23 protein-coding genes are annotated in these 20,398 nt (G+C 54.4%); 14 read left to right on the forward strand and 9 right to left on the reverse strand.

From position 1 onward, the window contains the following. Window positions 1-95 precede the first annotated feature (95 nt). The 11 genes from yfkAB (at window position 96) to AC27KL_RS10220 (ending at window position 9,930) form a co-directional block, all read left to right on the forward strand. On the forward strand, window positions 96-1,208 hold the full coding sequence (gene yfkAB / locus AC27KL_RS10170; protein ID WP_036711871.1) for a radical SAM/CxCxxxxC motif protein YfkAB: 1,113 nt from the start codon (window positions 96-98) through the stop codon (window positions 1,206-1,208). A 17-nt stretch (window positions 1,209-1,225) separates the two neighbouring features. Further along, window positions 1,226-2,581, forward strand: a complete 1,356-nt coding sequence (locus AC27KL_RS10175) for a hemolysin family protein (protein WP_339321842.1) — start codon at window positions 1,226-1,228, stop codon at window positions 2,579-2,581. A gap of 11 nt (window positions 2,582-2,592) precedes the next feature. Next, window positions 2,593-3,624 (forward strand): sporulation integral membrane protein YtvI, encoded by a 1,032-nt coding sequence (ytvI, locus tag AC27KL_RS10180; protein ID WP_487169582.1) that lies wholly within the window; start codon window positions 2,593-2,595, stop codon window positions 3,622-3,624. Window positions 3,625-3,813: 189 nt separating this feature from the next. Further along, the gene (locus AC27KL_RS10185) at window positions 3,814-4,038 is read left to right on the forward strand and encodes a spore coat associated protein CotJA (protein ID WP_339325211.1); all 225 of its coding nucleotides are present in this window, start codon (window positions 3,814-3,816) and stop codon (window positions 4,036-4,038) included. Next, the gene (locus AC27KL_RS10190) at window positions 4,038-4,505 is read left to right on the forward strand and encodes a spore coat protein CotJB (protein WP_487169583.1); all 468 of its coding nucleotides are present in this window, start codon (window positions 4,038-4,040) and stop codon (window positions 4,503-4,505) included. The genes AC27KL_RS10185 and AC27KL_RS10190 overlap by 1 nt, the downstream gene beginning before the upstream one ends. Window positions 4,506-4,593: 88 nt before the next feature. Beyond that, entirely contained in the window at window positions 4,594-5,163 is a 570-nt protein-coding gene (locus AC27KL_RS10195; RefSeq protein ID WP_036711877.1) for a manganese catalase family protein, read from the forward strand. A 179-nt stretch (window positions 5,164-5,342) separates the two neighbouring features. Further along, complete coding sequence (locus tag AC27KL_RS10200) at window positions 5,343-5,540, forward strand: YqaE/Pmp3 family membrane protein (RefSeq protein WP_036711879.1); 198 nt, start codon at window positions 5,343-5,345, stop codon at window positions 5,538-5,540. 339 nt (window positions 5,541-5,879) lie between these two features. Continuing rightward, entirely contained in the window at window positions 5,880-6,605 is a 726-nt protein-coding gene (gene sigI, locus AC27KL_RS10205; RefSeq protein WP_487169584.1) for an RNA polymerase sigma-I factor, read from the forward strand. A 5-nt stretch (window positions 6,606-6,610) separates the two neighbouring features. Continuing rightward, a complete protein-coding gene (locus AC27KL_RS10210) occupies window positions 6,611-7,873 on the forward strand; it encodes an anti-sigma-I factor RsgI family protein (RefSeq protein WP_487169585.1) in 1,263 nt (420 codons plus the stop codon). 105 nt (window positions 7,874-7,978) lie between these two features. Further along, window positions 7,979-9,025, forward strand: a complete 1,047-nt coding sequence (locus tag AC27KL_RS10215) for an S-layer homology domain-containing protein (protein WP_487169586.1) — start codon at window positions 7,979-7,981, stop codon at window positions 9,023-9,025. 203 nt (window positions 9,026-9,228) lie between these two features. Next, window positions 9,229-9,930, forward strand: a complete 702-nt coding sequence (locus tag AC27KL_RS10220) for an HAD family hydrolase (protein WP_487169587.1) — start codon at window positions 9,229-9,231, stop codon at window positions 9,928-9,930. 56 nt (window positions 9,931-9,986) lie between these two features. Here the strand turns inward: AC27KL_RS10220 and AC27KL_RS10225 are convergent, their stop codons facing one another. From AC27KL_RS10225 to AC27KL_RS10250, 6 genes are read right to left on the reverse strand one after another with little or no spacing between them, the layout of a single operon-like run. Then, the gene (locus tag AC27KL_RS10225) at window positions 9,987-11,099 is read right to left on the reverse strand and encodes a YheC/YheD family endospore coat-associated protein (RefSeq protein ID WP_487169588.1); all 1,113 of its coding nucleotides are present in this window, start codon (window positions 11,097-11,099) and stop codon (window positions 9,987-9,989) included. Continuing rightward, entirely contained in the window at window positions 11,081-11,599 is a 519-nt protein-coding gene (locus AC27KL_RS10230; RefSeq protein ID WP_487169589.1) for a GNAT family N-acetyltransferase, read from the reverse strand. Before AC27KL_RS10230 ends, AC27KL_RS10225 begins: the two co-directional genes overlap by 19 nt. Before the next feature lie 20 nt (window positions 11,600-11,619). Then, a complete protein-coding gene (locus tag AC27KL_RS10235) occupies window positions 11,620-12,735 on the reverse strand; it encodes a YheC/YheD family endospore coat-associated protein (RefSeq protein WP_487169590.1) in 1,116 nt (371 codons plus the stop codon). Continuing rightward, window positions 12,732-14,102 (reverse strand): YheC/YheD family endospore coat-associated protein, encoded by a 1,371-nt coding sequence (locus AC27KL_RS10240; RefSeq protein WP_339321833.1) that lies wholly within the window; start codon window positions 14,100-14,102, stop codon window positions 12,732-12,734. Before AC27KL_RS10240 ends, AC27KL_RS10235 begins: the two co-directional genes overlap by 4 nt. After that, window positions 14,102-15,223 (reverse strand): YheC/YheD family endospore coat-associated protein, encoded by a 1,122-nt coding sequence (locus tag AC27KL_RS10245; RefSeq protein ID WP_339321832.1) that lies wholly within the window; start codon window positions 15,221-15,223, stop codon window positions 14,102-14,104. The genes AC27KL_RS10240 and AC27KL_RS10245 overlap by 1 nt, the downstream gene beginning before the upstream one ends. A 12-nt stretch (window positions 15,224-15,235) precedes the next feature. Then, a complete protein-coding gene (locus AC27KL_RS10250) occupies window positions 15,236-16,603 on the reverse strand; it encodes a YheC/YheD family endospore coat-associated protein (protein WP_212950422.1) in 1,368 nt (455 codons plus the stop codon). Between the two features lie 166 nt (window positions 16,604-16,769). Between AC27KL_RS10250 and AC27KL_RS10255 the strand changes: the two genes are divergently transcribed. The 3 genes from AC27KL_RS10255 to AC27KL_RS10265 all read left to right on the forward strand — a co-directional run bounded on the left by AC27KL_RS10255 (window position 16,770) and on the right by AC27KL_RS10265 (window position 18,995). After that, a complete protein-coding gene (locus AC27KL_RS10255) occupies window positions 16,770-17,117 on the forward strand; it encodes a YlbF/YmcA family competence regulator (RefSeq protein ID WP_339321830.1) in 348 nt (115 codons plus the stop codon). Between the two features lie 123 nt (window positions 17,118-17,240). After that, window positions 17,241-17,528: a hypothetical protein gene (locus tag AC27KL_RS10260; RefSeq protein ID WP_036707838.1), complete on the forward strand. Its 288-nt coding sequence runs from the start codon at window positions 17,241-17,243 to the stop codon at window positions 17,526-17,528. 132 nt (window positions 17,529-17,660) lie between these two features. Further along, window positions 17,661-18,995, forward strand: a complete 1,335-nt coding sequence (locus AC27KL_RS10265) for a DRTGG domain-containing protein (RefSeq protein WP_036707840.1) — start codon at window positions 17,661-17,663, stop codon at window positions 18,993-18,995. Between the two features lie 86 nt (window positions 18,996-19,081). Here the strand turns inward: AC27KL_RS10265 and AC27KL_RS10270 are convergent, their stop codons facing one another. From AC27KL_RS10270 to AC27KL_RS10280, 3 genes are read right to left on the reverse strand one after another with little or no spacing between them, the layout of a single operon-like run. After that, on the reverse strand, window positions 19,082-19,390 hold the full coding sequence (locus AC27KL_RS10270; RefSeq protein WP_487169591.1) for a YtpI family protein: 309 nt from the start codon (window positions 19,388-19,390) through the stop codon (window positions 19,082-19,084). A gap of 52 nt (window positions 19,391-19,442) precedes the next feature. Next, window positions 19,443-19,937, reverse strand: a complete 495-nt coding sequence (locus AC27KL_RS10275) for a sporulation membrane protein YtrI (RefSeq protein ID WP_036707845.1) — start codon at window positions 19,935-19,937, stop codon at window positions 19,443-19,445. Window positions 19,938-19,939: 2 nt separating this feature from the next. Next, window positions 19,940-20,266, reverse strand: coding sequence for a YtrH family sporulation protein (locus AC27KL_RS10280; RefSeq protein ID WP_339321827.1), 327 nt, complete (start codon window positions 20,264-20,266; stop codon window positions 19,940-19,942). Window positions 20,267-20,398: the final 132 nt, after the last annotated feature.

Consider the following 20,398-nt stretch of genomic DNA (forward strand, 5'->3'; position numbering starts at 1 on the left):
GGAGAGTTTTTTGTCGCTTCATGGTATGATATAAGGGACTAGGCTTTAGGATTTGCAAAATCCTCGGTTAAATAAAGAAATAAGGTGAGGAAAAAATGAATACGATACAACTGTCGCCAAGCTATGATCCGTGGGATCCGATCGGCTCCCTGCGGGCATACGGACGTCACGTGCTGACGAGCGTGGAAATGACAGTCACGCATTTGTGCAACATGCGCTGCGAGCATTGCGCCGTAGGGGATATGCTCGTCATGAAGGAGGCCGAATTTCTGCCGCTTGATCTGATGCTGAAAAGGCTCGATGAAGTCGAGCATCTGCAAACGATCAGCTTGACCGGCGGCGAGCCGTCCTTCCGCGAAAAAACGGTGAACGAAGTGATCGTTCCCCTGCTCCGCTACGCCAAAGAACGCGGCATCCGGACGCAGATCAACTCGAATTTGACGCTCGATATCAGCCGGTACGAAAAAATGCTTCCGTACTTGGATGTCATGCATATTTCGTTCAACTATTTGAACGGCGACGATTTTCACGAGGTCGGCTTCGCGAACAGCAGCCATCCCGTTCCGAAGGAAACGGCCTACCGCATGTACGACAAAATGATCGAAAACGCCGTCAAATTAAGCGAAGCGGGGATGTTTATCTCGGCCGAATCGATGATTAATTATCGCACGCATACAAAACTGGCTGGAATTCACAAACTAATCGAGGAAATGGGCTGCAAACGCCATGAGGTCCATCCGATGTATGCGTCCAACTTCGCGAGCTCGCTGCCGGTGTTATCGCTCGAGGAAACGCGGAAGGCCATCCATTCCTTGCTTGATGCCCGCAATCCGGACATCTGGATGCTGTTCGGAACGCTTCCGTTTTTTGCTTGCAGCGACGATCCCGAGGAGCTTGCGTTGATCCGCCGCTTGGCATCCGAACCGAACGTGACGGTCCGCAACGACCCGGACGGACGCAACCGCGTCAACGTCAACCTGTTTTCGGGCGACGTCTATGTCACCGACTTTTCGGACGTCCCGCCTTTCGGCAACATCATGGACAGCCGGCTCGACGATGTTTTTGCCAAATGGCAAAACGATCACCCGCTGAACAAAACCGTAAACTGCCACTGCGACGCGGCAGGCTGCTGCGGACCGAATCTGCTGGTGAAGGATATGTATTACAAGGAAACCGATTTTAGCATAAGGCAAGCTAACATCATCTAAGAAATGAGGCGTTGGATTTGGACGGGGAGTTTGAAATAGGCAAGCTATTATTCAACCTTTTCCTGGTTTTGCTGCTTGTATTCTTTAACGGGGTGTTCGTCGCCGCGGAGTTTTCGCTGGTCAAAATGCGCCAGTCCCGGCTTACGCAGCTGGTTAGCGAAGGCAACCGCATGGCGAATTATGCTTTGAAAGTAAACAATAAGCTGGATGCCTATTTGTCGGCTACGCAGTTCGGCATTACGCTGGCATCGCTGGGACTCGGCTGGATCGGCGAACCCGCCGTCTCGCACCTCTTGGTGCAGCCGCTCATGTACAAGATCGGAATCACGGACAAAACGGTCATTTCTTCCGTGTCGGTGATCCTAGGATTCTGCGTCATAACCTTTTTACATATCGTACTAGGGGAGCTTGCTCCAAAGTCCCTGGCGATTCAAAAAACGGAAGGGGCGGCGCTGCTGCTGTCCGGTCCGCTGATGTTGTTTTATAAAATCTTTTTTCCGTTTATCTGGCTGCTGAACGCTTCGGCAAACATCATTTTGCGTATGTTCGGGGTACAGCCGGCGACGGAATCGGAAGCTGCGCATTCCGAAGAGGAAATCCGCATATTAATGAATCAGAGCGCCAAAAGCGGTGTGATCGACAAAGACGAGATGAAGCTGATGGACAACATCTTTGAATTTTCCGATCTGCTGGCGCGCGAGATCATGCTGCCCCGTACGGACATGGACTGCCTGTACACGAACAATACGCTGGAAGAAAACCTGCGAATCATCAGCGAAACCAAACATTCGCGTTATCCCGTCGCCGTGGAGGACAAGGACCAGATCATCGGCTTTGTCCATATCACCGATTTCCTGCTGGCGGATGAAGAGCACCAGAAGGAGCTGGCGAAGCTGGTGCGGCCGATTCTGAACGTGCCGGAATCGATGGAAATCAGCCATGTCCTCCGGCTGATGCAGAAAAAACACGCTCAGCTGACGCTGGTCGTGGACGAGTATGGCGGCACGGCGGGCATGCTTACGGCGGAAGAGATTTTGGAAGAAATCGTGGGCGAACTTTACGACGAGTTCGAGGACGAGCGTCCAGACGTGGAAATTCAGGAGGATTTCATATCGGTGGACGGGCGTATGCTGATCGAAGACGTGAATGATCTGACAGGCGTCATTATCGAAGATGACGAAGTCGATTCCATCGGCGGCTGGCTGTTCAAGGAGCTGGAAGGAAATCCGGTGAAAGGCAGAAAGGTTCAGCTGGCCAACTACGTTTTCGAAGTCGAAGAATCGACGAGGCTCCGGATCACAAGGGTCAATATCCACCGCGTTGCCGCCGCCGAACCGAACAAAGAAGAAACGGAGGCGGAAAACGGGGATTAAGGGGGGAGCTTGTGTCAGGGAAACAGCTGCTTCTCATCGGAATCGGACTGGCCCTGCTGTACGTCATGTTTACGGCAGGGGCCCCGTTTCTGCTGGCTGCACTGGTCGCCATTTCGCTTGAGCCCGTTCACGTCATGATGATGGGCAAACTGAAATGGAACCGAGTGGCGGCCGCTTCCCTCACATGTACTCTGTTTTTGCTTCTAGTTCTGCTCCTGGTGTACATGCTGGGGCTGCAGGTATTTGGTCAACTGGTAGAGTATTGGGAAAATGCGCCATCGTATTTTGCGGCAGCGAACGACTTTGCGCAGCATACGATGATCCAGGCCCGGGGGTGGCTCGACAATATCCGGCCCGACTTGGCCGAGAGCTTGAGGGCGCTGCTTTCCAATCTCACGCAGTATGCGGAATCCTTTGCGAATACGCTGTCGTCTGCCTTTCTCAATTTCGCCAGGGGGATTCCCGGCACGTTCGTGTTTTTTGTCGTCTTTTTTGTCGCGGTGTATTTATTCAGCTTTGGTCTGCCGGCGATCCGCTCCGGCATTCTTTCCTTGTTTGAGGATGAGATGCAGGGGCAGATTCAGCAGGTGCTTCACAGCCTGAAAAAGTCGATTTTCGGTTTTTTGCAGGCTCAGATGATTCTGAGCGCTTTTACGTACGTGGTGACGTTGACGGGACTGCTTATCCTCGACATCCGTTATCCGCTTGCGATTGCGCTGCTTGTCATGCTGGTCGACATTTTGCCGATTCTCGGCGTTGGTTCCGTTTTGATTCCGTGGGCCGCCTATTTGTTTATCGTCGGCGATAACTATACGGGCTTCGGGCTGTTGCTGCTGTTTATCGTCATTACGGTGGCCAGGCGGGTCATCGAGCCGAAGATCATCGGCGACTCTGTCGGCATCGGCGCTTTATCGGCGCTGGTCAGCATGTATGTCGGCTTTAAACTGGTCGGCGTCATCGGCGTGTTTATCGGACCGCTGGTGGTCATCATCTATTCGGCCGTGCGCAAAGCGGGTTTGTTTCAGATCAAAATCAAATTTTAAAGCGGGCCTTCCAAGGACTCCCCGGACAAGTTTCGGCTTGTTTCGAGGGAGTTTTTTGGTTGTTTTCGATAAATTTTGTTCAGTTTTCGCGAAACCCTCATATGTATGTTACGAAGAGCCCAACGAGGAGTCCTAGACTCGTCCGGCTTAAATACGAACCAGAAGGAGGCTCCGTTCGTGAACGATCCAATGAACAACCAGATCCGAGTCTACAAGCCCTTTATCGGACCGTTTGATCCTTGCCCGCCTTTGCCCTACAGGACATACGTCGTACCGCCGAACCAATATATCGTCTTTCAACCGAGGGACTGGCCGCAATACAGTCTGGAGGAAGCCCTGACGCGGGGAACGCTTTGGCCCAATCTGTTCAGTCCGTACAATCCCAAGCGGAATTCGCAGGAAGGAGGAGCTTGATGTCTGAACAAGGAATCCCGCGGAATTCGGGTCCGGCGAACGGGCCCGGCCATGTCGGCCCGGCTCATGCGCACCACGAAAACGCCGGTCCTGCCCATCACGCCCATGAAAACGTCGGTCCCGCCCACCACGTGCATGAAAATGCCGGTCCCGCCCATCATCACATGCATGAAAACGTCGGTCCGGCCGGGATGAAGCCGGAAACCAAAGGGACGGTGGATCGCCAGTATTACGAGCTTTTGGAACAGCTTCAGGTGATCGATTTCGCCCTGGTCGAGCTGAATCTGTATCTGGATACCCATCCGGACGATTTGAAACGCATCGAGCAGTACAACCGGCTGGCGCAGGAACGCATCCCGCTGGTGAGAAAGTTTCAGGAGCTGTACGGCCCGCTGATGCATTTCGGCCACGCCTATTCCAGATTCCCTTTCGAATGGCCGGAAGCGCCGTGGCCTTGGCAGGTGTAAAGGGAGGACTTAAGCTTTGGCAACCTGAAAAAACACCGGAGAAAAAGCCAGAAATCTGCGGAAGATGTAAAGGAGGCGATCCACACCCATGTGGGTATACGAGAAGAAGCTGCAGTATCCGGTTCGGGTGAGCAAATGCGATCCGATGATGGCCAAATTCCTGCTGGAGCAGTACGGAGGCGCGGACGGCGAATTGGCGGCCGCCCTGCGTTATTTGAATCAGCGGTATACGATTCCCGATAAGGTCATCGGCTTGTTGAACGATATCGGCACGGAAGAATTTGCACATCTGGAAATGATCGCCACCATGGTATACAAACTGACGAAGGATGCTACCGTCGAACAGCTGAAAGCAGCCGGCCTGGGCGACCACTATGCCAATCACGATAAGGCCCTGTTCTACCAAAACGCGGCAGGGGTGCCGTGGACGGCGACCTATATTCAGGCCAAGGGCGATCCGATTGCGGACCTGTACGAGGACATCGCGGCCGAGGAAAAGGCCCGGGCTACATACCAGTGGCTGATCGACATGACCGATGACGTCGATTTGCAGGACAGCCTGAAGTTTTTGCGCGAACGGGAAATCGTGCATTCGCTGCGCTTCCGCGAGGCGGTGGAGATCATTAAGGACGACCGCGGGAAAAAGAAATACTTTTAATTTCCGAATGTTGTTGCCCCGTAAGAAGGATGCCTGCAGCAGCGTCCTCCTATGGGGCATTCGTTTTTTGGGCGTGATCGATACATAGGGGGGCCGGCAGCGGCTATATAACGAAGAGATGGAACCATCGCGATGGGGGGATCGTATTATAAGTACTTTCAACGAAACGAGGTCACGCCATGCGATATTTATTATGTTTTCTCCCGCCGCTGGCAGTTCTTAGCTGCGGTAAGCTCGGACAATTTATTCTGAGCATCATACTCACCTGCATCGGATATGTCCCGGGCGTCATTCATGCCATTTTGGTGGTGAACGCATACAAAGCGGATCAGCGGACGGAGAAAATCGTCCGGGCCATAGAAAATCAACATCGGTAGGGAAAAAAACGACACGACGCCATGCATAACAAAATAGGGGGATACACGGCCTTGGTCTGATGGAATACGGAACCGGGGCCGATTTTTTATTTTCTTACCGGGCCGGACTGTCTGTCGGATGAGAGGTTCAATGCTGCCGTCTGCTACAGAAGGATCGTTTTGAGGCCGGGTTTGAATTTGCCGCGCGTATGCGTTGTTTTTTGCCATAATGGCCCATCCATGAATTCCCAATCGCAAATTTTTTAGGAGAAGGAGTGCAAAATGAGACCAACCCTATTAAAATACAATATACTCAATCTAGCAGCTAGACTGGGACTTACGTTTAGGAAGTGATGGTTTGTGCTGGACGGCAGATCGATCGAATCTGTGATCAAAAGCGCCCAAGAAGGAAACCGGTCGGAACGCGATTGGATCATCGAACAATATCGTCCCTTCATTTTGCGGACCGTCTCCCAAGTATGCAAAAGCCCGATCGGGTGGGAGCGCGACGAAGCAAGCATCGGGATGATCGCGTTAAACGAGGCCATCGACCGGTACGACAGCGGCATGAAAAAATCCTTCGACAATTTTGCTTATATGATGATCCATAACCGCCTTGTGGACGAGTTCCGGAGACAAGGGAGAATTTTAAAATCGGAAAGCGTCATTCTGAACGATCCGGGGGACCTGTTCGACCAGACCCCGAGCGAAATCGCCAGTTCTCTCGAACGTTACGACAGGGAGCAATCGGCCAGCGAGCTGGCGATGGAGCTGCTTGCATACGACGAGGCCCTGCAGGAATACGGCGTGTCGCTGGAGGAGCTGGAGGATTGCTCCCCGAAGCATAGAGATACGCGGAAGCAGATGATCCAAATCGCCAAGCGGTTCAGCGAACAGCCGGAATGGCTCGATGTCCTGAAGCAAACCAAAAGGCTGCCGATCAAAAACATGCTGAAAATGTTTAAAGTGGGTCACAAAACGCTGGAGCGGAATCGTAAATATATCATAGCGCTTGTTTTGATCTACGCATGTCCGGAATTCGAACGGATACGCAGCACCGTTTCTTTTGCAAACATGGAGGAGTGATGATGATGCATGGAGTCGTAATGAAAATAACCGAGAAGTGTATCGTCGTTCTCTGCGAGGATGGAACCTTCCGAAACCTGCCGCATTTGCCCGATATGCCTCAGCTGGGGGATCGGATTCCGGTGGAAGCGGCCAGATCCGTACCCGCACGAAAGCGTCATGCCGGCCGCTGGCTGAGGCAGGCCTGGTGGCTCGCGGCTTCCATCGTGCTGTTGATCGGCGCCGTTTTTTTATGGAAGCCCTCTACGGGCAACGCATCCATGATGGTCGCGATCGACATCAATCCGAGCATGGAATTGTATGTCCGGCAGGATGGAAGAATCGACCGGGTCAAGCCGCTGAACGATGATGCCAAAAAGCTATTATCCGAACGGGAGCTCAAAGGGCAAAATTTTTACGATGCGGTTCATGCCATCGTCGATGAGGCGGCGAAACAGGGGTTTTTGAACGCCGGCGAGGGAAAAAAGTGGATCCTGCTGTCGACGGTGGAACTCCGCTCCGCTCCGTTTGTGCCGGACAAGCAAAAGGTCGAGACGTCGGAAAACGGATATGACCTCGAATGGTTCGAGGCGGACCGGGAGCTGATGAAGAAAGCCCAAAAAGCGAAGTTGTCGCTCAATAAGTATATCGTTTACGAAAAAGCGGGGGAAAAGGGCATCCGGCTGAACATCGATGACCTGCGCTCCCGTTCCGTCGCCGCAGCCCTTGCCGGGGCAGGGGTGGACCCGCAGCGCTTTTTTGACGGAGCGGGAAGCCATGCCGAAACCGTGCCGCCGTCCGATCCCGCGAAAGCGGCACCTGAGGGAAGCAAGGGGGCGCAAGCCGAGACGGGAAAGGGAAAGGGAAAGGAAGTCAAACAGCCGCAGCAGACCCAAAAGCATTCCCTGCAAAGCAAAGAGCATCCTGCCGACAGCTCGGAGCAAAAAGACGGCGCGGCTCGAAAGGCGGATGCGGGACATTCTGCCAAAAGCAGGCCGAAGGATCCGGTTAAAAGCAGCGGCGGTTCGAACCCTAAAGAAACTCCGCAATCCGGCGAAAGCAAAACGATGCGGCATGATGAGAAAAAAGCGGATGGCAATTCGGCCAAGAAAAACGTCCAAGGGAAAAGCGGCGAACAGGCGAAAGGCGGCGCTCAAGCCAAAAACGGCAAACCCAAGGAGGAGCTGCCGGCCGACCGCGGCGTACGGCCCGACAGCGGCAAATCGGCGAACGCTCCGGAGGACGCGGCAGAAGAACACAGCGGGAAAAACGGTCCGAAAAATAAATGATTCATTTTTTTGAAAGACCCCCTCAAAACGATGGGACGCGGCGTAATGAAATATGTGCTTACTACAAAAGCAACCTAAATTTTATCGTTTGCGAGGGATGAAGAAATGAAAAAAGTTAAACACATTCTGCTGTCCACCTTTGCCGTATCGCTGGCCTTGAGCCTGTCCGTTCAAGCCGCATCGGCTAACGAAGCCGCATCTTCCGCCAAGCCGGAGGTCCGCGCTCAGGCCGCGCTGAAGTTTAAGGATATCAATGACGCGCCTTGGGCGGAAGGAAACATTCTCAAAATGCAATCGAAACACGTTTTCCAAGGATTTGAAGACGGCACGTTCCGTCCGAACAAGCCTGTGACCCGCGTTGAAGCGATCGTCATGGCCGTTCGCCTGATGGGGCTTGATGAGGAGGCGAAATCCAAATCTGCCAGCTCGAGCCTTCCTTTCCAGGATGCGGATCATTTGAGCAAGAAATATCCTTGGGCTGCAGGTTACGTGGCTGCCGCTCTGGACCACGGATTGCTTGATGCGAACGAAAAGATCCAGCCGGAAAAGCCGGCGAGCCGCGTTTGGGTATCCAGCCTGCTCGTCAAATCTCTCGGTTTCGAAAATGAGGCGTCGGCCCAAACGGCAGCCAAGCTGAGCTTCAAAGATTCCAGCGCTATTCCCGCCGCTTCCGTCGGTTATGTCAAAGTCGCGATGGAGAAAGGGCTCATCAGCGGTTATCCAAACGGAACGTTCCTGCCGAATAAGGGCGTGACCCGCGCCGAAATGGCGGCATTGCTCGACAGAACGAACGAAGACCTGATGGAAAAAGCCGGTGCGGTGAAAGTGAATGGAACCGTGAAGGAAATTTCCTTTCCCGCGGCGTCGGTAACGGCGGATACCTACGGGGAGATCAAAGTCGAAACGGCAAACCGGGAGATCGGCACTTTCAAAATCGAAAGCGGATTGCTCGTGGGCGATCACAACAAAGCGATCAAGGCTGATCAATTGGCCGTTAACGATAAGGTGGTTCTGACCGTTCTGGATCAAAAGGTGGTCGACGCCAGACTGCTGGCCTCCAAAGGAAGCGAGAAACCTGCGGCCAACGATCAACCGCAAAAAGCCGAAAATGCGGGCAACGGCAAAAAATCCGATAAAAAAACCGGCAAGTAAGCCTTTCCGTTGAGAGGGATTGCTTGCGAAACGGGGCCAGGACAAATCGACTTTGATGCGTTCCTGGCCTTCAAGAGTCCATGCAGCTGGAGCGGGATCAAGCAAAAGCGTCCTCCTTGGTTTACATCCCGAAGGGCTTCCCTTATCATAAGCTATAAGCAAGCGAAAGACATCGAAGTGACAGAAGGGAAGAGGTAAAACCAATGAACCAAAGCAAACGGACCCGTCCCGAGGCCATGATTTTCGACATGGACGGTACGCTGTTCCAAACGGAAACGGTGCTTCTGCCGGCATACCATAAGCTGTTCGATACGCTTCGCAGCGAAGGGCTTTATACGTCTCCGACGCCGCCGCAGGAGCGGCTGCTGGGAAGCCTGGGCATGCTGCTTGAAGATATTTGGAAGGTGGTTATGCCCGACGGGAGCCCGCAGGCCCACGCCCGCGCGAACGAGCTGCTGCTGCAGCTGGAGCTGGAAGGGCTGGCAGGCGGGGAAACGCTGCTGTACCCGGAAGTGAAGGAAACGCTCGAGGAGCTGCACCGGCGGGGCGTAAAGCTGTTTGTTGCCAGCAACGGGCTTGAGCATTACATAAGCGGGATCGTGGAGACGCATGGCCTGGCCGCGCTTTTTGACGGATTGTACAGCGCAGGCAAACACGGCACGCTTTCCAAAGTGGATTTGGTGAAGCTGCTGCTGGACGAAAACGGCGTAAAGTCCGCATGGATGGTCGGAGACCGGTCTTCCGACGTCGAAGCGGGCAAGAAAAACGGGTTGTGCGCCGTCGGCTGTGCATATGCCGGTTTCGGCAACGACGAAGAACTCAAGGGAGCGGACGTGCTCATTTCTTCGTTCGCCGAGCTTATAAAGCTGTATGAGGAATCTGATTCAGAGCAGCCGGACGCATAACCTTGCAGCAAAAAAAACGGACAGGGCCGCGGAGACATTCCGCGGTCCGTCCGTTTTTATTCGTGCGAGGGCTCATGCATTTTTTCGTATAACCCCACGGCGTATTCCAAAGGTTTCACGATCGCCTTCCGGTACAGCTCGGCGTCCCCGATTTGCGAGAACACCTCCCTGGCGGGTTTGGGGTTGACTTCAAGCAGGTAAATCTCCCCTTTTTTGTTGATCGCCAGGTCGAGCGCCAGCTCGCATAAAGCCCCGTATTGCTTTTCCAGGAATGAAGCCACCTCGACGCCGAGCCTTTCGGCTCTCCGCTGCACCTTGCGCCGTTTCTCCTCATCGTCGATCCATCGTTCCATCATTTCGTTGAAGGAGATGGCATGCCCGCCGCCATGGAGGTTGGACGTGACGCTGCGCCGCGCTCCGACTCTTCCGGCGATGCCGGTAAGCTCCCATGCGCCTTCCCTGTTTTTCTGCACCAGCATCCGGTAATCGTGAACCCTGCCGTCGGGGAGATCGACCGCGATTCCCTCCTGCACCAAATAGCGGTTTTTCATGCTCCAGCTGCTTAGGACGGCTCCCAGGCGGGAAGCGTGGATTTTCTGCGGCGTGATGATTTTCCGCTGTTGATTGCGGCCCTGTATATAGTAATATGGCGTTCCTCTGATCCGTTCGACCCGCAAAATTCCGCGTCCGCCGGTGCCGTTGATCGGTTTCAGGTAAACGATCGGCGTTTTTTTCAGCATATGGTGCACATCGGAAAAACCATGGAACAAATGGGTTTCGGGGAGGTGATTCTTGAATTCGGGTCTCCGCGAAAGCACCTCGTAAATCGTCCATTTATTGCGGAGCGGGCGGTTCAGGAATTGCATATGCCCGTATCGGCGGCGAAATTGAAGCAGCTGCTCGAAACGGGAGCTTTTTTGGATTCGGCAGCGATCATAGATCATGTCGGGGAACGAACGCCATCTGCGCCTCCATGCGCCTTTTTTTGCGTCATATTCCAGGGCGTGAATTTTTTGCTTCGAATCGCTGACATCCATGGGCGTAAATACGAATACGTCCAGGCCGATTTTGCGGCCTTCGATGATCATTTTCTGGTATACGGGTTTTTCCTCAAGAGCTTTATGGTCGTTCAGATATAGCGTCAAAATGCCTAAGACGGGAACCGGCACAATCTTTCACCTTCTTTGGTTGGGGCCGCTATGCGGCGGTCTGTTTTTGGCGCGTTTCCTTCGAGACGGAGGAGCGTTCTGCCCGTCGATGCCATGGCCAGGGAGGAGGCAGTGAGTCCGGCTTTAAAGCAAAGCCCCAGGAAGGGGACCTGGTTCAGACCTGCCCGGCATTCCAATCTGCCGAGCCGGTCAAGCTGTGCTTTCAGGAGGGCGCAGCCGACGCCTTTGCGGCGGTACAGCGGATGGACCGCAATAAGAAAAGCGTCTTTACCGTAGCCGGCCACAAAGCTCGCTCCAGCCAGAACGGGTCCGGCTTCCCCCCGCAGCGTAGCCAGCAGCAGGGAGGTGCCGGGAGCCTGCAGCTCATGTTCGGTTGCCCTGGCAAGCCGCAAATAATCTTCGCGCATCGAACGGATCCCGCCGTGGTCGAACAGAAACCGCAGCACGCGCGCGTGCTGGCGGTTCCAGTCGTCCTGCGGGGAGAGGGATGAAATTTGCATCTGCTCACTTCCTTTTAACGTTACGGCTTCTGGGCGTTCGCAAGGTAATGGCTGTATTGGAAAATCCGCTCAAGCGATTTTTGGCGGATATGCGGCTCGTCGAATTTCATCGGTTTGGCGTTGGCCTCGAAAAACCAGATGCCGCCCGAGGTGTCAACGCCCAGATCCATGGACATTTCGCCGTGCGGATGGCCGGAAGCCTTTTCGATTTGCCTGGCGATGACGATCGCGGTCGTTTTGACGCGGTTGATCATGCCGGGCGCGCTGCCTTCGCCGAACACGGCCGTCAGCAATTTGCCCGGATCTTCGATGCTGCCGCCCCGGGGGACGTGGGTCGTAATGCTTTTGGAGCCGGCCATGCGCGCTCCCACGCCCGTGACGCCCCATTGCCCTTTTCCCGTCTTTTGCAGCAGCACCCGCAAATCGAACGGGCGCTGCTCAATGGACGCAAGCTCGATGGCTTGCTGGACGATATAACGGCTGGTGCCGGTTTCCGCTTTAATCCGTTTCCACAGCCGGTGAATGCTGGCCCCCTTGTACGTCGTGCTGCTTCGATGATGCTGAACCTTCAGCCGGTACGGAAGCGGTTTGTCCTGCTGGTATTTCAGCATCATGATGCCTTTGCCGGCTTTGCCGCTTTCGGGCTTCAGATAGAGGGAAGGATAACGTTCAAGCATCTTTTGCAAGCCGGACTCTCCCCGCAGCCTTCGGGTTTTGGGCACGAGATGCCCGGTGGCTTTCGATTTTTTGAGCCATTCGAACAGATGCCATTTATTGAAAAAATACGGATTATAAAACTTGATGGTCGGATGGACCAGGCACTCCTTGATTTTTTTCCGAACCTGGGGCTTCAGTTCATCCTCCCGCTGAGGAATCCGGTTGTAAATGACGTTCGGGAGGGGGAAAAGCTGCTTCTCCCATTCGCCGTCCGGATTGAGGGTGTAGCCTCTTAACCGCTCTTCCTGCAGCTTGAGATCCTTGATCGTCACGACATAGACCAGATATCCCATTTCCTGTCCGGTCTTGACGATATCTTCAAAGTTGGCCAGGTTTCCCCGGAAATACTTCGGTCCGCCCGACACCGTCAGGATCGCGACGACGGGTTTGCCGTTTTCTTCGCTGATGGTCGTTGTCACTCGGAATCCCTCCTGCGGAATTTGCTAAGGTAAAGGCAATGTTCGAGAATATGCTCCACAGAAGCTTTCCCTTCCGACCTGAGGGAAGGATGGCTGAAGATGGAGCGGCCCGGTTTTGCGTTGGCTTCGAACATCCATACCTTCTCATCCTGATCGATCCCGAGATCGAATCCGATTTCGCCAAGCAGGTGCTGGTGGTGGAACTCGATGGCTTCGGCAAGCGTAATGGCGACTTTTTTGGCGTTTTGCAGCACTTCTTCGGATCTTGGCCCGAAGGCCCGGCTCAGCGCTTGTTCCGGGGTCAGCAGGGAACCGCCGTTTTTCAAATGCGTCGTCACGCTGCCCCGTCCGGCTTTTTTGGCGCCTATGCCGACGACCACCCAGTTGTTTTTTCCGTTCTTATGCATGTGGAAGCGAAAATCGATGGGGCAGTTGTCGATTTCGACGAGACGGATCCCCTGCTGGATGACATAGGAGCTTAACGACCGGCCGTGCCTCGCCTGAAGCATCCGCATCATGCTGTTAAAGGAACTGAAGCGGAGCAGCACGTTGCCGCTTCCTTTGCGGTAGCGGGCGAAATAGCCTTTTTTCGGCAGGTACGTCAGGCGGTAGATGCCTTTTCCCAAGCTGCCGCCCGAGGGCTTGTAGTACAGGAACTGATGCCTTTCCAGCATTTCCTTGATTTTTTCGGGGGTCGGATTCATATGGGACTCGGGAACGTATTTGTTGACGGTATTATCGTTTTCGAGCAGGCGGTAGATATCCGATTTGTTAAAAAAGCTCCAGTTGAAGTAAGGGATTTTCCTGCGGCCCAGGCGTTCGCGCAGCTGGATGATCGGGGAAGAGGTTTCGGCCTTCCGGCTCGGGAGCCGGTTGTACACGACGTCGGGCAGCGGGACGGTTCTCCTGTAAAAGCTGCCGTTTTCGCTGAGAAAGTAACCGTTGACCGTTTCCTGCTGCCAATTGATGTCCCGGGGCGTAAAAGCGAAAATATAGCATTTTTTCCTGCCTTCCCGGAGCAGCTGCTTGATGAATTGCGTGCGCGACCCGAAAGGCTGGGAGGTGTTCGTGGGCCCATCCGAAAGCACGCCGATCAGCGGGCCGAGCTGAAACTCGTTATCCTGGTTGCGTATATAAACGCCGCCGGCCGAAGGCACGCGGATGCCGTTGCGGACGCCCGAGCCGAGGTACAGATGTTTCCCCGGTTTGTTGATGGACTTTACGGCAGCATGGATCACGTCTCTCCCGAGACGAAGCTGGATGTTTTTTTTGCCGGACAGCTTTAAGCTTTTCAGTAAGTTGTTGGAAACGTAGACGACTTTCTCGGGCTTCTGCGAAAAATGAACATTACAAAAAGTCAAACTCATCAATTTACCCTCCTAAGTTGTCGAAGCAGTAGATAGCGGGCGTAACGGAGCGGATTTTCCGACGCGAGAACGGCGCTGTCCGGATCACCTGCCTGCCGGATGGAGGTGCGTCCCGGCTTGGAGTTTACTTCGAGCAGCCAAACGTTCCCTTTCGTATCGATTCCGAAATCGATGCCCAGTTCTCCGAGCCGGCCAAAATGACTTTCCAGAATCGGCGGAATCTTCTCCGACAGCTGCGAGATGACGGACGTCAACCGCTTCGCCTGATCGGCTCCGAATTGTCCGCTGAGGTACGGCAGGACGGGAAGGGCTTTTCCGCCGCCGTGAAGATTGGATGTGATGCTACCCGAGGCGCCCTCCCGAACCGCGGTACCGGTTCGCATCCACAACCCTTTTTCATTTTTCTGCATTAACACCCTGGTATCAAAAGACCGGCCATTCCTGCCCTGCAAATGCAGAAACGGCTGGATGATATACGTTCGGTTTTCCGTAAATTCCGTCACCCACCGCACCGCCGCAGCTTCGGACCGGAAGATTTTTTCCACGGGCCGGTTTTGGGAGTCCCTGCCTTTGGCCGTCCAGGTCCCGCTTTCCCGGTCGACCCGGACATAGAGCGCGTTTTTGCCTTGGGACCCGCCCTTCGGTTTCAGGAACGCTTCTCCGCCGTAGGATTCGAGTGCTTCCAGGAGGCTTTTTTTTCCCCGGTAGATCTCGGTGGGAGGAAGGTAAGGCAGAAGGCTGGGGTCTTTTTTCAAAATCCGGTAGACCTGCCACTTCCCCGGAAGCGCGCGCGACCATAAGGTCCAATCCTTGGCGGCCCGGGAATCCGACAACAGGCTTGCCGCCAGTTTGAATTCCCTTCCGGTGTGGAACAGACAGCGGTCGTATACGATATCCGGAAAAGGAAACCGGCTTTGCCTCCAGCCGCCTTCCCCGTAGATGAAACCGTGAACGAAGGTGCGGTCCCTGGAAGCGTCCGACGGGCGAAAGACGATGACCCGGATGCCGTATTTTTTGCCGAGAACCGAAAGTTTCCGGCAGTAGCCTTCATCGGAAAACGGGGGACTGCCCGCGCGGCGGCAGCACATGATGCCGAGCGTCCCGAGCGTGGTGCTTTTCATGATGCGCCTCCTTTAAAAACCGGACAAATAGCAGCAGTATTCGAGCAGCCTTTTGACCGAGGGCCTGATTTTTTGCTCGTTAAGCGGGGTATTGTCGTTTTTGGAAGGCTTGGAGTTGACCTCCAGCAGCCAAATTTTCCCGGAATTGTCCATCGCGAGGTCGATGCCGAGCTCCCCGAAATGCACCGGAATCAGGTTGTCGATTCCCCTGGCGATGTCTAGGGACGCCCGGTGCAGCTTGACGTAAGCCGTATTTTTGACCTCCGAAGGCAGCAGGCACTTGCTCACTGCATCTTTGACTGAGCTGAGGGTGCCGCCGCGGGCCAGATTGGAAACGAAATGGTTGCCGCCGGCGATCCGGGCTACGATGGATGTCACGTGCCAATTCCCCGACCCGTTTTTTTGTACCAGAGCCCGAAAGTCGATCGGTCTTTTGGCATGGTCGATCAGGTTGAGCCCTTGCTGGATTTGGTAGCGCGTCGTTTTCATTTTGCCGGACAAACCCGAAAACAGCTTCGTGATGCTGGAGTAAGTCTGCCTGCGGGCACCGGCGGTCGAAGTGGCCAGCGTCTGGTAGGTACCGTCCGGTTGCCTTGCGATGCGGATGATGCCTTTGCCGAGACTGCCGCGCACCGGCTTCAGGAACACGACCGGATAATGCTGGCACATTTTTTTGAGCATGGAAAAACCGGTAAGCAAGTAAGATTCGGGCATATACCTGGCAAGGGAGGAGTCGGATTTGAGCGTGTCGAAGACCTCGTTTTTGTCCAGAAACCTTTCATTAAAAACATGCGCGCCGTAGAGCGATTTTACTTCTTTCATAAAATGCTGTACGCTAGGTTTATTCTCCATTTTGCGGGTGGTGAGACGGTTGTTGATGACATCCGCGATCGGCATGGACGTCTGGCGCCACCCGTCGTCATATACCCAACCCTGTATACTGCCCGCTCCTTCCCGAATGTGGTCAGGGGTAAAGAAGTATACATAGGCTCCCTGCTTCCGGCAGGCGTTAACCAGTTCCCGGCAGAACATGGATATGGAGCCAAACGGTTTATCGGGTTGTTCCGGATTGTCCCGACTGATCAGCACGCTGATGAGCGGTCCCAGTCTGAGCGTGCGACTCGTAGAATGATAGGCCGCCCTCAGTACCGGACGAGAAAAAAGACCCATTCGGCGGGCCAGAGGCTCACTGATTCGCAGTCCGCTGGATTTGGCTGCGGGAACGACGGTGATCTCTTGTCTGAAGGAACCAAATGCCAACTGCAGAGGACGGTCGGTAGGAATCTTCCACTGTTTGACCAGCTTCTCTCCGAGCACAATGGCGTTTTCCTTCAGATTGCCCGGAGTGAACATTTGGACCGGTAGCGTTTTTTTGGACATCGTGGATCTCCTTCCAACAGCAACTTGATGTCTACAGGGCAGATAAGGTGCATCTGCGTTTTGCATGTAATGTATCATATGAGGACATATATCCCTTGGTGATTGACCCATTTTTATAAAATCGGGGATCTGCAGCTTTCATATTTCGTAAGGAGGAACTACACACATGAATATTTATGACAAAACGAATGAACTGGCCAAAGCGCTGAAGGAATGCCAGGAAGTAAAGGACATCAAATCGGCGATGAGCCTGATCGAGCAAGACCTCGAAAGCAAGCGCATGCTGGAGGACTTCAGAAAACGCCAGATGGAAATCCAGCAGCGGATGATGTCCGGCGATATGCCGTCCCAGGATGAAATGGAACAGATGGAAAAGCTCTTCGACGTGCTCAGCCTCAACCTGAACATCCGCCGCTTGTTTGATGCGGAACGCCGCCTCAGCACGATCATCGAGGATATCAACAAAACGATTTCGGACAGCCTTCAGGACCTTTACGGCGGGCAAAGTTTGTAATATCCCCCGGGTGACGCGCTGACGTTTTTTTGGCAGGGATGTTTTTCAAAACTTGTCTCATATTTTCCGGCCGGCCTTCATAGAGTAGAAATATAGATTTACGAGTGAAGGAGCTGCCGCAAAATGAAAAAAGCAAAGAAAATCAAACATTCCCTGTATCTGATCGTGGCTTTGGCCATGCTGGTGTATGCCCTGCCCCTGATTTCCTTTAGCGGAGGCTGGTCCTGGACGTCGGCGTTCGGGGTCGCCTGGGCGCTGTTCGCTTTTCTGGTCATCGGGGCGCATCTGCATTATTTGCTCGGCGTGGACGAAGAGAAGCAGAAGACGCTTGACCGGATCAAGGCGGAGAAGCTGCGTCAATGGCAATTGAAATGGCCGGAGGAAAAACAGCGCAGCCAGGAACATATGTGAGGATGTTGCAAAAATCCGGATGAAAGTACGAAAAAAGCTGCGGCGCTTTGCGCTGCGGCTTTTTTTGCGCGCCTTGGAATGCTATGATATAGATACAGAATAGTACAGTTGAAGTGATGGGGGTGTAACAGCTTGGAAGGCCGTGATGACGCGATTACGAAACACGAGCAGTTGCTGCTGCATATCGAAGGGTTGAAGGTCGGCACGAAAATTTCCGTCCGCAAATTGGCCAGGGAAATGTCCGTCAGCGAAGGAACGGCTTACCGCGCGCTCAAGGACGCGGAAAATCTCGGCATCGTCGTGACGAAGGAGCGGATCGGCACCGTCCGGGTCGAAAAGAAGCCGCGCAACATATCCGAGCAGCTTACCTTTGCGGATGTCGTTGAAATCGTGGAAGGACATGTCCTCGGAGGGGCCGAAGGCCTGCATAAAAACCTGCATAAGTACGTGATCGGGGCGATGAAGGTGGATGCCATGGCTCGTTACATCGACGCCGGAAGCCTGCTCATCGTCGGGAACCGCGAGAACGCGCACACGCTGGCTTTGGAGCAGGGAGCGGGGGTGCTGATCACGGGCGGTTTCGGCACGAGCAAAGAGGTAAAGGCGCTGGCCGATCAGCTCAATCTGCCGATTTTTTCGTCGCGGCATGATACGTTTACCGTGGCGTCGCTAATTAACCGGGCGATCTTCGACCGGCTGATCAAGAAAAAAATCATGATCGTCGAGGATATCGTCGGCAGCAAGCCGAAAATCCATGCGCTCAAGCTGTCCAGCACGGCAGGCGAAAGCCTGGCGTTGTCCGAGCAAAAAGGCGATACGCGGCTGCCGGTCGTCGACGAATGGAACCGGGTGCTCGGCATCGTCAACCGCAGCGATCTGAGGAACCTGCCGCCGGAGCAAAGCATCGAAAAGGTGCTTGTCCGCAATCCGGTGACCGCGACGCTGCAAACCTCGCTGGCGTCGGCGGCGCAGCTGATGATGTGGGAAGGCATCGACTTCCTGCCGATCATCGACAAAAACCGCAAGCTGGTGGCCACCGTTTCGCGCAAGGAAGTGCTGCAGGCGATGCGCGACGCACGCAAGCAGCCGCAGCTTGGGGAGACGTTCGATCATTTGATCTGGAACGGTTTTGCCGATGAGCGGGACGAAGAGGGGCGGCTGTTTTTCCACGGCTTCATTACGCCGCAGATGGCGACGGATCTCGGGACGATTTCCGAAGGCATCCTGACGACGGTCATGACGCAGGCCGCGCTGCGCGCCGCGAAGGACATGACGGGCAACGATTTCGTGCTCGACAACATGTCCACCTATTTCGTGCGACCCGTCCAGATCGAAGATCCCGTCGCCGTCATGCCGCGCCTGCTTGAGGCGAGCCGCCGGACGTGCAAGATGGAAATCGAAATGACGCACATGGACAGCTTGGTCGCCAAAGCGGTCCTGACGCTGCAGTCCATCGAACACGGCTAGGGCTGCAGGGACGGTTTTAAAAGCGCAGCAAAAAAAGCCGGACGCACCTTTGCGGAGCGTCCGGCTTTTTGCGGTACGGGCCCGGTTTAACCCGCGTCGTTCGATTTCATGCGCCCAAAGTAGCTGCGGTTGCGGATGCCGGCAAAAATGTTGAAGGCCCCGAGGACCAGGAACACCGCTTCGATGATGACCGCCACCGTCGAGCCCCTGAACATGAACATGGCAATCAGTGCCAGCACGACCAGCATGATCCCCATGAAAATATTCATGACGGCTCCGTATATTCCGCGTTCCCTGGCATCTTTCGCGCGCCGTGAGCGGCTGCTGTACAGAGCCGCGCCGATGCAGGAAACGACCAGCAGCGCAAAAAGCAAATAGCGGAGGAAAATAACCATCAGTCGCTTACATCCCCTTTTAAATCCTAATGAGGATCATTGTACCATGATTCTATGGATTTCGCACTTTGACCGGATGGATTTCCACCCAGATTTGCAGCATCCCTTCCATCAGCAGCAGCGTTTTGATTTCGACGGTATATTCCTTTTCACGGACAAGGTATATTTTTTTGTCGAGCAGCTTCCGGACGAATTTGCTGTACGTGTCGATTTCGAACACGTTCTGGCCGCGAAGCACGTCCAAATCGTCCCCGAGCTTCACGATGATGGCCTTTTCCACGACGGGATCGAGCGGGGGCTCCTGCTGCTCGCTGCGGATTTTGATCTCCCGGATGACCGTTTGCTGATGCCTGTACTTCTTTAACGTTTTAATATCGTCATCGTATTGTTGGAGCTGGCTCTCCAAGTCCTGATTCGACAGCCAGAGCAAATTGTAGCTGTTCTGAAAAATGGCGTTGTATACGACCGCGCCGACGACGGCGCCCAAAACGAAAACGGCGGCGATCTGCGAAATATGGCGGTAGCGGTTGAATGGGGGGATCCTCATGGCTACTCTTTACCGCCGCAGACCCATTTTACGAGCTCGCTACCCATGTGGGCCCCCAGAAAGGCCGACAACAGAAACAAAATCTGCTTGATCGCCGGGGACAGATTTCCTCCCAAAACGTTGCTTTCGATGACCCGCATCGGATCGATCGTGCCTCCAATGGCTGCGGCGAGAGCCCAAATCTTGATCCGGTCCGCCACGTCGAGCATTGTCTGGGTGGGGGGCTGAAGGGAAATGACCGCTCCGACGCCTCCCACCATCGCCCCCCCGATGACAATGCCGAAGGCGATGAAAAAATCGAGAATCGCTCTGGATAAAAAGGTACTCATTATATCCATTCCTTTCAGAGGGGTACGGGCATCCGCCTGTCCGATGGTCTCTATTCCATTCTATGGGCGGTGCCTCGGCGTTTATGATAAAATAATATAAAGGGATGGCGCTTTCCGCATCCCAAGCGGACC

The organism is Paenibacillus sp. YAE3 (assembly GCF_057546105.1).